Annotated in this window: 11 protein-coding genes; 3 read left to right on the top strand and 8 right to left on the bottom strand. The window is 42.8% G+C overall.

Annotated elements, in window-relative coordinates:
* Positions 1 to 79 precede the first annotated feature (79 nt).
* From FSB84_RS23085 to FSB84_RS23075, 3 genes are read right to left on the bottom strand one after another with little or no spacing between them, the layout of a single operon-like run.
* Positions 80 to 583 (bottom strand): hypothetical protein, encoded by a 504-nt coding sequence (locus FSB84_RS23085; protein ID WP_130540222.1) that lies wholly within the window; start codon positions 581 to 583, stop codon positions 80 to 82.
* Between the two features lie 26 nt (positions 584 to 609).
* On the bottom strand, positions 610 to 2,094 hold the full coding sequence (locus tag FSB84_RS23080; RefSeq protein ID WP_130540221.1) for a SusD/RagB family nutrient-binding outer membrane lipoprotein: 1,485 nt from the start codon (positions 2,092 to 2,094) through the stop codon (positions 610 to 612).
* Between the two features lie 23 nt (positions 2,095 to 2,117).
* Positions 2,118 to 5,270, bottom strand: a complete 3,153-nt coding sequence (locus tag FSB84_RS23075) for a SusC/RagA family TonB-linked outer membrane protein (protein WP_130540220.1) — start codon at positions 5,268 to 5,270, stop codon at positions 2,118 to 2,120.
* A 335-nt stretch (positions 5,271 to 5,605) separates the two neighbouring features.
* Here FSB84_RS23075 and FSB84_RS23070 point away from each other — a divergent pair, with 335 nt between their 5' ends.
* From FSB84_RS23070 to FSB84_RS23060, 3 genes are all read left to right on the top strand, one after another.
* Positions 5,606 to 6,496 carry a LytR/AlgR family response regulator transcription factor gene (locus tag FSB84_RS23070; RefSeq protein WP_130540219.1) on the top strand — a complete coding sequence of 297 codons (891 nt, stop codon included), beginning with the start codon at positions 5,606 to 5,608 and terminating at the stop codon, positions 6,494 to 6,496.
* A 180-nt stretch (positions 6,497 to 6,676) separates the two neighbouring features.
* A complete protein-coding gene (locus FSB84_RS23065) occupies positions 6,677 to 8,893 on the top strand; it encodes a DUF5723 family protein (protein ID WP_158644074.1) in 2,217 nt (738 codons plus the stop codon).
* A 266-nt stretch (positions 8,894 to 9,159) separates the two neighbouring features.
* Positions 9,160 to 10,128, top strand: a complete 969-nt coding sequence (locus FSB84_RS23060; RefSeq protein ID WP_130540217.1) for an IS481 family transposase — start codon at positions 9,160 to 9,162, stop codon at positions 10,126 to 10,128.
* A 254-nt stretch (positions 10,129 to 10,382) separates the two neighbouring features.
* Here the strand turns inward: FSB84_RS23060 and FSB84_RS23055 are convergent, their stop codons facing one another.
* From FSB84_RS23055 to FSB84_RS23035, 5 genes are all read right to left on the bottom strand, one after another.
* Positions 10,383 to 10,886 carry a DUF6617 family protein gene (locus tag FSB84_RS23055; RefSeq protein WP_130540216.1) on the bottom strand — a complete coding sequence of 168 codons (504 nt, stop codon included), beginning with the start codon at positions 10,884 to 10,886 and terminating at the stop codon, positions 10,383 to 10,385.
* 517 nt (positions 10,887 to 11,403) lie between these two features.
* Entirely contained in the window at positions 11,404 to 11,796 is a 393-nt protein-coding gene (locus tag FSB84_RS23050; protein WP_130540215.1) for a hypothetical protein, read from the bottom strand.
* A gap of 3 nt (positions 11,797 to 11,799) precedes the next feature.
* Positions 11,800 to 13,050 (bottom strand): RHS repeat-associated core domain-containing protein, encoded by a 1,251-nt coding sequence (locus tag FSB84_RS23045; RefSeq protein WP_130540214.1) that lies wholly within the window; start codon positions 13,048 to 13,050, stop codon positions 11,800 to 11,802.
* A gap of 112 nt (positions 13,051 to 13,162) precedes the next feature.
* Positions 13,163 to 14,029: a tyrosine-type recombinase/integrase gene (locus FSB84_RS23040; protein WP_130540213.1), complete on the bottom strand. Its 867-nt coding sequence runs from the start codon at positions 14,027 to 14,029 to the stop codon at positions 13,163 to 13,165.
* The gene (locus FSB84_RS23035) at positions 14,016 to 14,993 is read right to left on the bottom strand and encodes a tyrosine-type recombinase/integrase (protein WP_130540212.1); all 978 of its coding nucleotides are present in this window, start codon (positions 14,991 to 14,993) and stop codon (positions 14,016 to 14,018) included. The genes FSB84_RS23040 and FSB84_RS23035 overlap by 14 nt, the downstream gene beginning before the upstream one ends.
* Positions 14,994 to 14,995: the final 2 nt, after the last annotated feature.

Genomic DNA, 14,995 nt, shown 5'->3' with positions numbered 1-14,995 from the left:
AAGGAATCGAAAATAAATGGAACTGCGTTTTCAACTGCCACGCCGGGCGAACCCGGCATGGCAGAGAAACGCGTTGTTACTATGGAACAACGAGAACTCGTACTGGTTCAGACACCAAAGTGGAATTATCATCGAGGGTTACAAGGAAAAAGAATTGAAGCGGCAGTTCTACAGCATTGGCTGCATTGTTGGCCGGCACAGCTCTTTTGGTGATTGCGGTGAACTGGGTAAGAGTGGAAGCAAAGCTTGCTTTGTTACCAGTTCCTGCAATTGGCGTATTGATGTATACGAAATCTGTTGAAGGTGTGCGGCTGAAGAACCTGCCAGGGCCGGTACCTGCAACTATATTCGTGATCTCTTTAATACTTCTTCCGCTTGAAGCCGGAATTTCAAGATCGAATTTGAAATTGCCATCAGCGCGGGATGCCCGAACGGTATAACCAGGTCTAAATTCCATACCATTGGAAACAATCAGTGGTATGGCCGGTCTCACATCCGAAAGTGGAACAAACCCATCCTTTTCACAGGAGGAGGCGCCCGCCATAAGCGCTATGCAGATCAGACTATATTTCAATATTTTCATAATTCATCATTTTAATGGTGATCACTTTATTTACCCCACCAGACTTTTTGATTGGTAAGCGGACGAGGCTTCGGCATGTTTGGATTGGCGGAAGTCTCATTGGGTGGATAAGTGAAACGTTTGGGGATCACAGAAGGATCGTCGCCGGAAGCATTCAATGCAGGCTGCAGTTCCGGATAGCCTGTTCTCCTGTAGTCGTTATAAGCTTCCAAAGGATTCACGATATTGGCAGCGTATTTCCAGGTAATGATCTGTTCCCTTTTGTTTTCAATTGAACCAGTCAAAGTAACCTTTGCAGGGTTGGCAGCAAAATAGGTGTTAATAGCTGCGGAATCAAAGCCGGCTTTCAGCATCGCAGTGAAAATACCTTCCCGGAACAGCGTATTGGGATCACCGGCAGTATTAAGGATCAATGCACTTTCTGCGAGTATGAATGCCCGTTGGGAATTGGTCAGTAACCTAACCGGAGTTGTGGTTGAATCCGAAGAGATCAGAACATATTCATGGTATTTTGACCTGAAGTCAATTCCGGGAGGCGTAACCCCCGAACCGTTTTCATAAGGAACGAAAACGCCGGAAGTATCGGAATACATTTTCTGAAGATAGGCTTTGGCATTCAGTCCTGTCGTCATCAAATTCAGGAAACGGGTGCTCAGCATCATATCAGTAGGTCTGTTCACTTCGTTGAAACTATAGAGCGGGCTTTGACTACCAACAGAAGTTCCGTAGGGAACCTCAAGGTCCTGCCCATTTACGGAGATCATTTGATTATCTGCTATTACACCATCGATCACACTTTTTGCAAGCGTTGGATTGACGTTTGAAATTGTCATTGCTAATTTCAGCAGCAAAGTGTTTCCTGCCCTGACCCAGTTTGCAGTACTTCCACCATAAACCCTGTCTGCGTCAGAAGTAACAGGGAAACCACCGGTTGGGGTAGTTTTTTTGAGATCGGCAATTCCTGCTTTAACCAGATCGAACAGACTTTGTATTCCGAGTGATGCATTACCCTGATAAATATCTTCCTGTTTATCGAATCTGGGTTGCTGAAATTTCAATCCATATCCGGCCTGAGAATAAGGCACATCACCCCAGAGATCTGTAGCCATAGCAAGAAGATATGCCTTCAGAATTTTGCCGATACCTGCATAATTGGGACCAAGGCCCGTGGTATCAGTCTTATCGATCAATGCCTGGATAGCAGGCAAAGCTCCTGCATAGATTTCAAAATTCCAGGAGTTATCGAAATTTCCGTCCAGGTTATAAATATCAAATCCCACTGCCTGATTGGCTACGCCTGCATTATGTTGAATGAGCAGACTGGCTACCCTGGAGAGTTCATTTGCATTTGCAAATGCTGTTGTATATGTTGCTGAAGACAGCAGAACATTTGGAGGTACATCTAATGGATTATTGGGATTTTCGTTTATATCCAGGAATGCACTTTTACTACACCCTGCTGAAGCGATCATCAGAACGCACAGCAACCATAGAAAAATCTTATTATTCATAACAATAGAATTATTCTTATCAATTATTTAAAAGTAACCTTCAGGCTAATGCCCATTGTTTTAACATTGGGCGCACCCATCAGATCCAGGCCACGAAGGTTGCCTGCACCCTGCGTATTCACTTCCGGATCCATTGGATAGTTAGGAGCATGGAACCAGAGATTCCTCGCGAATGCAGTAAAGCGAACCAGGCTCAATGGTGTTTTTTGCAGCACATTGGCAGGGAGATCGTAACCCAGCGCCAGTTCCCTTAATCTGAGAACAGTTGCATCAAACACACTGAGATCGGTAGCCAGACCAGCAGCTCTCCAATAAGCCTGTGCAGGGATCTGGATAGTGTTTTGAACGTATTTTCCGGAACCTGCCGGATCTTCAATTACGCCGGGAATGATCATTGGTTGATCCCTGTTCACACCTGTTTCCTTCAAAGCCCCGGAACTGCGAAGTGCAGGAACTGTGAAGGAGAAAATGTCACCACCGGATGTGTAATCCCAAAGGAATTGCAGTGATATCCCATGGAAGCGGAAGGTATTGGTGATACCGGCAGTCCAGTCAGGATTGGGATCAGACAGGATGGAGTTTCCAATACCTGCAGCAAATGTTCCGGTGAGGGGGTTGATGATAAATTGTCCATCGGGTGTTCTGGGTAATTTATTTCCTATTACAACACCGTACGCATATCCCTTGGCGATAGAGGGAACAACACCGCTGAAGCTCTGGCCGGAAGCGATGGCGAAATTCTCTACTCCTTCAAAAATATCCACTACTTTATTCCTTATCCTGGTAAAGTTGGCGTTGATATCCCATTGGAAGTTCTTGCCATTGAAGGGCGAACCGGTAAGTGCCAGTTCAATACCTTTATTGGTCATCTTTCCTACGTTGGCAAAGCGGGCTGTAAACCCTGTTGAAGCAGGAAGTGCAACCTGGAAGATCTGGTCTTTACTCACAGTATTAAAATATGCCGCATCAATTGTTACCCTGTTCTTGAAGAGACCGAGGTTTACGCCTACTTCGTAAGAGGTTGTAAACTCTGGTTTGATATCCGGATTACGAATAATATTGCTTGGTGTAAATCCTGGAAGCGGTTTAGCTCCTACAGCAAGAGGGAATGTAACACCTGCCACGTTGTTACCGAGACTGTTGTTGACAAAAATATTCTGTAACTGATATGGGTCTGCATCACGTCCCACCTGGGCGGCACTGAAACGCAGTTTGCCATATGAAAGCACATCGTTGCTAATATCAAATGCATCCGTGAAAACGAAACTCAAAGCTCCGCCCGGATACAGATAGGTGTTCTTGTTCTTGGGCAAAGTTGAGCTCTGGTCAACGCGACCTGTCAACTCAAGAAAAAGATAATTGTTCCAGTCCAATGAGATCTGGCCGTAATAACCTACCAGTCTTCTCAGTGAATGAGTTTCGCCTGTTCCATTGGAGAATACCGTAGCGCTGCTCAGGTTATAGAAATTGTTTATTACCAGTTCATCTCCCTGCGCAAATACGTTTTGGAATTTTCGCTGGTTAACGCCCCAGCCTAACATGGCAGTAGCGTTCAAACCTTCCGTGAATATGTCTTTTTTCTTAGCGGTAACGAAAAGATCGCTGTTCAGCTCCTGACGATAAAACTGATCTTCCAATACCAGACCTTGCGGAATTACGCGGGAAGACACAGCATAGATTTGTTTTCTTCTGTCAGTATAAACGTCCGCTCCGAAACGATAAGTGGCATTTAACCATGGAGTGATATCGTAACTGAGTGTTGCTGATCCCAGGAACCTGCTCAGGTTTCCTGTTACAGGGTTTTCATGTGCAGTGAAATATGGATTCTCAATACCGTTTGCCAGCAATGCAAATTTCTGCTGGCCATTGGGGAACTTCCAGTCATTTTCATATGCCTGCAGATCGAAGCTTCTGGGGATATTCACCAGGTAACCGAAACCGGTACCACCACCGGCGCTGTTTCCACCAAGCGCTCCCTGATTGCCGGTATTGATATAAGTAACAGTACCGCCAATTTTCATTTTACCAACAGTGGTATTGCCACCAAACTGAATGTTGGTCCTTTTCAGTGACGTTGCAGGGATGATACCATGTTGTGATAAGTGTCCGATGTTCAGTGTAGCATTCTGAGTTGCATCCCCGAAGTTGATGTTCAGGTTGTTTTCATTCAGGTTGCCGGTTTCAAAGAAATCTTTGATATTGTCTTTATACAACTGATAAGGCACTGTATTACCCTGTGCGTCTATCAGGCCATTGGCAGTGGTGGGTGTAGCGCCGAACTTTGGGCCAAATGAGTTGCCGCTGATCGGATTGTAAACACCATTCAAGCCCTGGCCGTATTCATTTTGTAATTCTGGCAGGCCGCTTACCTTTTGAATGGAATAGGAGCTGCCAAGCGAAATATCCATTTTCCCTCTGCCGCCTGCACCTTTCTTGGTTGTGATGATGATGGCGCCATTGGATGCGCGTGAACCATACAAAACAGCGGCTGCTGGTCCTTTCAGAACGTTCACAGACTCGATATTGTTCAGGTTGAGGTCTGCAATCCGGTTGGAGGGTTGTGCATCACCGAGAGAAGAGATCGGGCCTCCGTTTGTACGGTCCAGGTCGTTACTAACGGGAACGCCATCCACTACAAAGAGCGGTTGGTTACTACCCAGGAAAGACGTGATACCACGGATATTGATATTAGAGGATGCGCCGGGGCTACCGGAAGCGCCAGTGATGTTCACACCGGCTACCTTACCCTGAAGGGAGTTTACCAGGTTCACCTCACCCTTGTTGGCGATCTGGTCTGTTTTCAGATTGGTGGTGGCATAACCCAGTGAGCGCCGGTCGCGACTGATGCCCTGTGCGGTTACTACCACTTCACTGAGTTCCTGACCTGAACTTTTTTGAAGCGTGATGTCATAGGTGAGTGCCGGTGTCAGTGGGATCTCCTGTTCTGTAAATCCTACTGATGACACTACCAGTGTCTGGGCAGTTTGAGGAATCGTCAACGTAAAGCTGCCATCGCCTTTCGTAGTTGTTCCTGATCTCGCTCCTTTTGCCCGCACTGTAGCTGCAGCAACAGGATCTCCTTTATCGTCCTTGACGATACCGGAAATACTTCTCGTTTGTGCAACAGCAAACAATACAGACAGGAGACATGTAAAAACAAGTAATAAGCGTTTCATTTGCCTGCGATTTTTGTTTGGAATAAAAAACTAAGGCAACAAAAGGCGTGGCTACGCTTCTATTTAACAGCGTTTTGTTCCCGAACCATGAATTTTAGAACCTGAAGCAGCATTTTATTGCGCGAAGTGCTCTATATTTACAACCAACTCCCCTACTATTAGACCGGACTGTATCGTTAATTACTGCTATTCTACAGTAATTGAATACCTTAGAAAACTAAGATCAAATGTTACCGAAAGCTTGAGTCAAGTTGTCGAGTTAGCAAGTGTTCAAAATATCGTCACATGAGTCTATTCCGAATTGCACAATTCACATTTGAAAAATTTGTAGTTGTATGAACCGGAATAATTACCTGCGATTGTCTGTAACTGTTCTGCTGGGAGTGATCATTCCTCTTCTTTCAGGTTTATTTGTGCCTGCTCATTACCATCCTGCAGCGTTACTGATCACCTGTTTCTTTTTTATAGCTCTGACCTTTCTGATCGTTACCGTTACCCGCATAGTGCAGTTGCGGCTACGTGAACAATCCTGGTTAAACCACAATCTGCTTAAAAAGATAAGCGCCACCGCCGCCGTGAATGCTCTTATTAGTGTGTTCATTGCCGGTATATTGGTATATATCTGGATCTTGTTTACCGGGCAGCGAATATCAACAGGTATTGTGCTGCAATACCTCGCGGATATGGTACTGGGCATTATCATCCTTACACTCTGTGAAGAGTTGCTGATGCTGAACCGTGAAAAGAAGATCGCGCAGCATGGGCCGCAGGCACTGGTTGCGGAGTCTTTACCACCTGTTGGGGCGGTCCTTCAACAGGATAATCAGGAAGATCTTCCTTCGTTGATTGAAAACGGTTCAGTAATCATCGATTCAGCTAACCACCGGCGTAAAAGCAGGCTGTTGTTGCGCAAAGGGTATGAGAACATTCCTGTGAAGCTGGAGGATATTGCATTGTTCTACACTGAAAACAAGATCGTGTATGCTGTGGATGGCAGCGGTAAAAAATATCTGGCCGACAAAAAGCTAAGCGAACTTGAAGCGGAACTCAATACCGATCTCTTTTTCAGGGCTAACAGGCAATACATTATCGGCCTCAACTTCATTAAAGGGTTCAAGCCATTTGAAAAAGTGAAACTACAGGTAGACCTCACCGTTTCAGATGTACTGGTGATCATCAGTCAGGAAACGGCGCCGGCCTTCCGTAAATGGATGAGCGAAGCGTGAACGATTTTTGTCAAAACTGCCGGCATGGCAATATATTTGTATATATTTGTGTTATAACATTTCCCCCCTACTCTCTCTACTTATAGATTTAGCTCTGACCTGCATAAGTTTTTCCCCTTACTACAGGCGTAGAATGTTGTGATATTATTTCACGCTATGCACTCATTAAATCTATTTAGTATGAGAAAAGTTTACCTGTGCGCCTTATTGATGGCAGCTACCGTTGGCGCGTATGCGCAAAGTTATCCCGGCTACCGAACGAGTAATTATACCGGGGTGAACGGTGTTTTCTTCAATCCTGCCAATGCGGCTGATAGCCGTTCCCGCTGGGATATCAATCTTTTTTCGATCGATGGTTTTGCGGGTAATAACCAAAACAGTCTCAGTTTTAAAGACATCACCAAATCATCTTTCAATTCAGATTCATTAAAATCAAAATTACTTTCAGGAAGTGGAGGTGGTCTGAACGGTATGGCAAGGGTTGATATCCTGGGCCCTTCCGTATTGTTCAATGCAGGTTCAAGGACCGGTGTGGCGTTCACTACCCGTGCGCGGATCTTCGGTAATGCGCGTGATGCGGATGGCAAACTGGCAAGAGCAGTGATCGATGCAGGCGAAGCGAAAGATAATTATCCTTTCAACTTTGCTCAGCAAAAAGCGATCCTCAACTCAGCTGCCTGGACGGAGATCGGCGCATCAGTTGGCCAGATCCTTACTCCATCCAAATCGCATCACTTCGTAAAAGTGGGGCTTACGCTGAAATACCTGGCAGGCGTAGCCGATGCTTACCTTCGCATGGAGAACTTCAATGGAACAGTCAATACAGGCGGCTCCGGCACGTATATCACTGATGCTACAGGCCGCGTATTCCTGAACACTACAGACGCCAATTTCAAAGACTATGATTTTGGAGATTTCTTCAAATTCAATGGTCATGGTTTTGGTGGAGATATCGGTGTTGTGTACGAATATCGTCCGAACCTCGATTATTCAAAATTCGAGAACGACCGTTTTGCCAACAAATACAAATTGAAAATAAGCATTGCCGCGCTGGACATTGGCGAGATCAAATTCAATGAGAGCAGTAACCAGTCAGGAGCTTATACCATGAATGTACCTGCGGGCCAGCAATTCCTGCTTAGCCAGTTCAAGGATAAGTCTGTGAAGGACTTCAAAGGCATCCTGGATGCAAGTCCTTACTTCACACCAGATGCTTCGGTAGACAATAGTTACAAGATCTCTTTGCCTACTTCTTTCCAGTTCAATGTGGATTACCTGATCGTGAAGGGGCTGTATGCAAATGCGAATGCACAGATCACTACCAGTAAAACAGGAAATCTCAATCTCTTTGCCTGGAACAGTTATACCGTTACACCACGCTGGGAGGTTGCAAAATTCGGTGTGGCATTGCCCATCAATTACAGCGAGCTCACACAGTGGAATGCCGGTATCTCGTTGCGTGCGGGCCCTGTATTCCTCGGTTCCGGAAGTTTGTGGACCGCCATCTTCGATAAATCAAAACAGGCTGACCTGCATATAGGCATCCGTTTTGGTCTGCAGGCGAAGAAGAAACTGCGTAAGGATACAGACCAGGATGGCATTTACGACAATGAAGACAGCTGTGTTACCATTCCAGGCGTTGCCCGTTATCATGGTTGTCCGATCCCGGATACGGATGGTGATGGTGTGAACGATGAAATGGATAGTTGCAGAACTGTGCCTGGATTGGCCAAATACAATGGTTGTCCGATCCCTGACAGAGATGGCGATGGCGTAAATGATGAGATCGATGAATGTCCTGATCAGCCTGGCTCCGGTCAGTTCAAGGGTTGTCCTGATACTGATGGCGATGGCATTCCTGATAAGGATGATAAATGTCCTACTGTTCCCGGCGTTCCGAAATATCAGGGTTGTCCGATCCCTGATCGTGACGGCGACGGTGTGAATGATGAAGAGGATCTATGTCCGGATAAACCAGGACCGGCATCATCCAAAGGATGTCCAGTTGAAGATGTGGTGGTGCAGATCACTGCAGACTTCAAGAATATCCTGTTCGATTTCAATAAGGCTACCATCAAGGCAGAATCCAGGTCAATCATCGAGAATGCTGCGAAAACGATGAATGAAGTGATCCCGAATTCCAATTTCTTCATAGACGGCTTCACAGATAATATCGGTAGTGTAGCTGCCAATAAGAAGATCTCCAGATTGCGTGCACAGGCTGTTGCAGATGCGCTTACGGCAGCAGGCGTTGATAAGAGCAGGTTGATTGCACGTGGATTTGGTAAGGATAATCCGAAATGCAGTAATAAGACCGAAGAAGGAAGGGCTTGTAACAGAAGAGTGGAAGTTGTGATCAGGAATATAGCTCAGCAAAAGACAGGGACGAATCCGTAAGGTGGATTAGATATAAGAAAACCCGGGGAAGCATATCCCCGGGTTTTTATATGTGAAGTTTCATGACATTCGCTACATTTTCTTTTTCCTATATTGTGGTCCTTTCATAAGGATATTATTCGCTGATTAGAGATCAAATGTTGAAGTACGATCCTCGGCTTTATCCACAACAGCGAATGAAAATCCTTAAAAATTGGAATGAGCTGTTGTGGATAAAGCATTTTGTTAAAACCTAACGACGATAGGCAATCGCTTCCATACGTATTATGATTTCAAAGAGAAGGTCAATCAAAGCAAGAGAAACCTGGTTAAAATGTTACGAGGAACTTGGCTCAGTGAGCAAGGCAGCCCGAAAATGTGGTATTCCACGGTCTACCCTGTATCGTTGGATTAAAAGAGTTAAGAATGAAGGAAAAGATGGTTTAGCAGGACGATCCAGAAGACCTAAAACCCTTGCAAGACAAAGAATAACTGCTGAAATCACCGAATTGATAAAGTCCATTAGACAGGAATTCAATTTTGGCCCGCAGAGAATTAGCCTTCACCTTTCAAGGCTGCACAACATTGAAATTTCAGGCCCAACGGTCTGGAGGGTGTTAAAGGCTAACAATCTCCCCAATATCAAGAAATATCGTAAGCATAGCGATTTCACCAGGTACAATCGACCTATTCCAGGCGATAGAGTTCAAATTGATGTGACAAAGATTGGCCCCAAATGCTATCAGTTTACTGCCATTGATGATTGCACCAGGTTTAGAACTCTCCGCTTATATCCAAATAAAAAAGCAGAATCGACAGTTAATTTTCTTGGCCATATCCTGGATACTTTTCTGTTTCCAGTTCATAGGATCCAGACCGATTGGGGAACAGAATTCTTCAATGATAAGTTTCAGGAAGAGCTTATGGATCATTTTATAAAATTCAGACCAATTAAGCCTCGGAGCCCTCACTTAAATGGAAAAGTTGAAAGATCGCAATTGACTGATAAAGCAGAGTTTTATAGTACAATCCCTAGAAAAGAACGAACACTTGAATTGGCTGACAAGCTTCTCGAATGGCAGAATTTTTATAATTACAAGCGACCGCACGCTTCATTGAACGGCATGACTCCGCATGAAAAATTATTATCCGTAGAAAATCTTATACCGATACAGCCCGATGTTACTGCAAAATACTGGGAAAAGGAGGAGCAAATTCACTCAAGAAACAGCAGTTGGTACTATCGAAAAAAATAGTTCAATTTTGTCTCACATGTGTTGAAATATCACATTTTATACATTGACCTTTATATCTTTTGCGAGTTGTTTTTGCGCTCTCTCGCCTTCATTTATTTGTGGAATGTTCATTGCTTACAGTTTACATTAATAATTTGATTTTGATTAACCGCTGCCTATTCTGGTATTAACGGCAACTGTTTAATACCAGTTTCTGATGCAAAATTATTAATGTGCTGAAAATGAGAACGTTTCAGTAATAAAAATTACTGTTTTTATAAACGGTCAAAAAAACAATCGATCGCCTTTTTATTCGGAGGTGGCTTACCGCCTCTCTTTAGAGAAACATCCAGATTACTACCCTTTAGAAGCACTCCGTTTCTTGAATAAAATCTTTGGGAACTAATGATATTTGAAAAGTAAAAACTTGAAAAATAGCTCTCCATTTTTCTAAGAATATAAGCTGCCATCCTAGTATTGCACTGCAATTGTATTTTGTAAGCAGGATCAATATCATAGATGTTTTTAGAAGTCATTATCGCCTTATAAACAGGAAAACTTGTTTCTACCTTATCAATGAACCATATGCCATTAATTTCCATATTGAAAACCTTTTCCAAGAAAATATCATTATCACACTTGTATTTAAAAGACAAGGCAATTTTCTTGGTGGCATCTTCCACAAACAAGTTCTTTAACCGATCAATGAAATTGGTTAATGGCTGAAGATACTGGTTTATTAAAGCATTTTCACTTACCAAAACAGATATTTCATTCAAACCTGTATATAAGCTTGCAAATAATTCCTTACGCCCCTGCTCATTAAATTTCTTATTCTTTCTAATATTTTCTATGTGCTTTTAAAATTCGAATTCATATGAGGCAAGCTGCTTGGAAAGTACATCACTGAAGTATCGAATTGTACAGTATTCATACGGAAATTCATCAAACCCATAATGATGTTCTCTAATTGCATCTGAAGGCTCATGATAATATGCCTGATGCTGCAAACTCATATTCATCACAAATATCCCTGAAGCGATCAATCTGCTCTCTCAGTCCTTGCTGAATAAACTTCCTTAGATTAAATATTATTTCCGCTTGCTTCCTCGCCATATAAAAAATGATTTAGTCAGCGCAGAATTTACCTAGCAGTAACCGACTGATTGAATCACTGAAAATAATCATTTTTCAATAAATCCATATTCATCTCTCTCCAAGCAAAAAGGATTGACCGTTAAGCCAATCCTATTGAGTGTTATTTAGTTGGTGAGTAGTACAATACCTCCACCTACACTATCCTTTCTTCCATGCTCCACTCCATTCTTTGTCAAAGATGTTTTCTAACTCAACTAATCTTTCATTACTTATAGTTATTTGACTATTATTACTCGCAGCTCTTAAAAGATCGGGGTCAATATAGCAACTCTCATACTTCGCAAGATAGTACCTATAATAAATTGGCCATACCAACTCTCCATCAGTAAAATAGTCCAAATTTCCAATTGGTTGACCATCATTGTCATAAAGGAAGCTCATTATCCCAGTTAGGAATACACCTTCATTTAAATATTGCAATACTTTACTCCTGATATCAGGTTCGGAAATATTCTGATTGATTAATTCATTCAACTCTAATCCTCCCCTAATGTTTTTATCTTCAGTCTTTAGAAAGCCTATAAATTTCATTTCTTATGGGTTTGGTTTAAATACTTTGTATTTACTATTGTCTTCAGTGATCAACTTTCCAAATTCACCAACTTTAGTTCTTGCTGCTGGCGAAATTACCGTAGTATTTGAAATATTTGACAATTCTTGTGCGGCACTACCAGCGCCTCCTAGACCACCATTGCAGGAAATTAATCTTATTTTCATCCCTTCCTTAAATCCACTTTCTTGCATCATTTTAAACAACGTTTCAGCATTAAATACTTGACCATCTGCATTAAAAAGCATCCCCGGATATTTAGAGTCTCCGTGTACAACCACATCAAACCACCCTTTCTTGGGAACTACGTTGTTGAAACTTTTTACAGTTGCTTTGTCTGAACCATATGCCGCACCTTCCAACCATAATCCACCTGATCTGTATAATTGAAAGGCTCCTAATCCTAGATCAACTACACTTGCCACAGCAGCTACAGTTTCCGCTGTCTTAACTACATTTCCAGCAGAATTGTAATGTTCTCGATTCGGGAAAAACAGTTCAGTGTAATTGCTAGAATTACCAGTTCCGTCAACAGGCCCCTTTAGTCTGTCATCCAAATAAGACTTAAAAGCAGGGAATGCATCATAATACTTACTCAGCGTATGAATATCACGATCATCCTTATTAAGCAATCCAAATGTAAATGGAATTTCTGTTGTTGTTAACCCACTTCTTGCTGATGCAACAAAAGGATGGAACTCTTTGATCTTTTCCGAAGTCATTCCATTTGCAGCCACAAAATGTTTATGATGATAAAACCTGTCAGGGCCATTGGTTTTGACTATTTCCACTCTTGCTGTAGTTACATTCTTATATACAGTTGAGCAAGCAGAACTTCCCGCGCCAATTGTATATGCAACCACTTTAGTGACAAAGTGAAAATGAATATCGTCCTTCCCATCTGGATCGATATTGTTAGCTGGATTATTTTGTACAAAATTATAAGGGGTTAAATGTGGCTTGATCATTTCATCTGTTGCAAACCACCTTCCAATTCTTGGATCGTATGCTCTTGCAGTAAAGTCCTGCTGCAACCCATCTCCCCCCTTCACCTCATTATCATTCTCCTTGCCATTAAACCCATACTTATACTTATTATCCCCTCCCACTCTCATAGTCATTCCAAAAGGATAATAATCGGTCCCACTCAACATCACTGGTTCAAAGAACTTAATCAATGCAGCATTCAATGGATCAGCAATGCCCTTCTTTCTATCTGACACCGTCACCAGCACATTCCCCAGGTGGTTACTTAACTGCACACTTTCTGATCCTGAGCAATAAATATAGGCACAGGTGGAAAGAATACAAAAAAATAACCACTAGGGGTATGTGCTAAGTGAATGTTTAGCCAAATGGATGATGCTTTGACAGTACATCTTTCAGTGAATCTATCTCCTGCTGCTCGTACTTCTCTGTACTGCTGATATACTTGTGTCCTGCCATATATTGCACCTGCCTTTTGGAGTGCTGTTTCAGCCAGTTGATGATCACTGAGCCTCTGATTTGTTGGGCATTCCTGATCATGGGATTGATGCCTTGTATCTCCTGTAACACTCTCTGTACATGATTTCTCACACTTCCTGCAATCAATTCATTACCCTTTGGCTTCAATAAAAGCCTGATGGTTGATACATATTCATGCAGGCTCAGTAACTGTTTGCTGTGAATACTGATCTGCCTGCTATTGCTCTGGCTGGTGGAGGGAATATACACTGATGCATTATTCAGATCAATATGGCTGATCTCCATTTTCTGTAGTTCTCCTGAGTGTACACCCTGCCAGATCATTAAGCCTAGTATCACTATACTTCTTTTGTGGATCATAAGCAGATGATCAGGAACAGCCAACTGAGCATACTGCTGATACAGGATTTCCAGCTCTGGGGTACTCAGAGGGTTTTCAATGATAGTGTTGATAGTTCCTTTCACCCTGATGGTCTTTGCAGGATTCTTTACTACTTCACCTATGCTTTTCAGATATTCAAAATAATACTTGATACTGGATAGCCTGAGATTAATTGTAGCAGGTGTAATGCCTTTCTCCTTCTCAAACTGGATGTAGCCTAACAGATCAGCATACTGAATGGTGGTTCCTGTATCATAGCCTTCCTGTTTCAGCCATTGGGTGAAGTAACCTACATTCTTGCTGTGTTCCTCTACAGTACTGCTTTTTAGCTTCTGAGCCTGTAGATACTTCTTAAAATCTTCCATCTTCTTCCTGTTTTAATTCATGAGCAAGGTGTACATATAGTTGTGTTGAATCCAGTGAGCTATGCCCTAAGAACTTGGATATTTCCTCGATCTCCATTCCACTCATGGCTAAATGGGTGGCTATGCTGTGTCTCAGAGTATGAGGACCAAACTGTTTCTCTATGCCTGCTCTTTCCTTCAGGATGGCTAACCTCTGATAAAACTTGCTCATTCTGTCTCCATGTTTACCAATGAAAAGAGCCTCACTGTTGGAGGCTCCTTTCTTACTGGCATATTTATCAGTGTATCTCTTGGCATAGTGTTCATACTGGAACCAATCCCTACCTTCCTGAATGTAGGCTCTGAGGTCTTCTGCTGGCTTGGCTGCCAGAGGAACATACCTTTGTTTATTGCCTTTTCCTTTTCTTACAAAGACCCTGCTTTTCTGAAGGTCAATATCTGACAGGTTGAGCATGGTTCCTTCCATCTTTCTGAGGCCACAGCCATAGAAGATAGCAATCATAGCCCTGTCTCTTTGCCCCATAGCTATAGGGTTTTCTCTGGAAGGATAAAATGTGGCTTCATAGAGTTCTTTGATCTCCTGTACAGATAGTACTACAGGTATTTCCTGATCATTCTCTGCTCTTTCTAAAGTTAGGTCCAGTACATACCTGCCAGTACTATTCAGGTATCTGGCAAAGCTGTTGATTGCATTGATGATGGTGTTGATGCTACTGCTACTTAATGTACCTGCTCTGGAATGATTCTTCCTGTATTTGATATGAAAGATAAAGTCCTGTATCTGCAAATGACTGACTGTAGTGATGTGTTGTACTCCCTTTCCTTCCAGATAATGCAATAGTTCATGTACATGAGCAGGCCAGTTATTGACTGTAGGGTCAGCATAGCCAATAGTCTTCAACCATTCCTGATAACTCTTTTCCAGATACAGGAAATGAGCAGACTGTAATGAGAGTGATTTCATAG

Source organism: Pseudobacter ginsenosidimutans (assembly GCF_007970185.1).
GTDB classification, from domain to species: domain Bacteria; phylum Bacteroidota; class Bacteroidia; order Chitinophagales; family Chitinophagaceae; genus Pseudobacter; species Pseudobacter ginsenosidimutans.
This window is presented reverse-complemented; position numbering and strand designations above follow the sequence as displayed.

Excerpts from the sequence above, each read along its gene's own strand:
- FSB84_RS23085 (WP_130540222.1), bottom strand. The coding sequence starts at position 583 with ATGAAAATATTGAAATATAGTCTGATCTGCATAGCGCTTATGGCGGGC.
- FSB84_RS23075 (WP_130540220.1), bottom strand. The coding sequence starts at position 5,270 with ATGAAACGCTTATTACTTGTTTTTACATGTCTCCTGTCTGTATTGTTT.
- FSB84_RS23040 (WP_130540213.1), bottom strand. The coding sequence starts at position 14,029 with ATGGAAGATTTTAAGAAGTATCTACAGGCTCAGAAGCTAAAAAGCAGT.
- FSB84_RS23050 (WP_130540215.1), bottom strand. The coding sequence starts at position 11,796 with ATGAAATTTATAGGCTTTCTAAAGACTGAAGATAAAAACATTAGGGGA.
- FSB84_RS23065 (WP_158644074.1), top strand. The coding sequence starts at position 6,677 with ATGAGAAAAGTTTACCTGTGCGCCTTATTGATGGCAGCTACCGTTGGC.
- FSB84_RS23080 (WP_130540221.1), bottom strand. The coding sequence starts at position 2,094 with ATGAATAATAAGATTTTTCTATGGTTGCTGTGCGTTCTGATGATCGCT.
- FSB84_RS23035 (WP_130540212.1), bottom strand. The coding sequence starts at position 14,993 with ATGAAATCACTCTCATTACAGTCTGCTCATTTCCTGTATCTGGAAAAG.
- FSB84_RS23070 (WP_130540219.1), top strand. The coding sequence starts at position 5,606 with ATGAACCGGAATAATTACCTGCGATTGTCTGTAACTGTTCTGCTGGGA.
- FSB84_RS23060 (WP_130540217.1), top strand. The coding sequence starts at position 9,160 with ATGATTTCAAAGAGAAGGTCAATCAAAGCAAGAGAAACCTGGTTAAAA.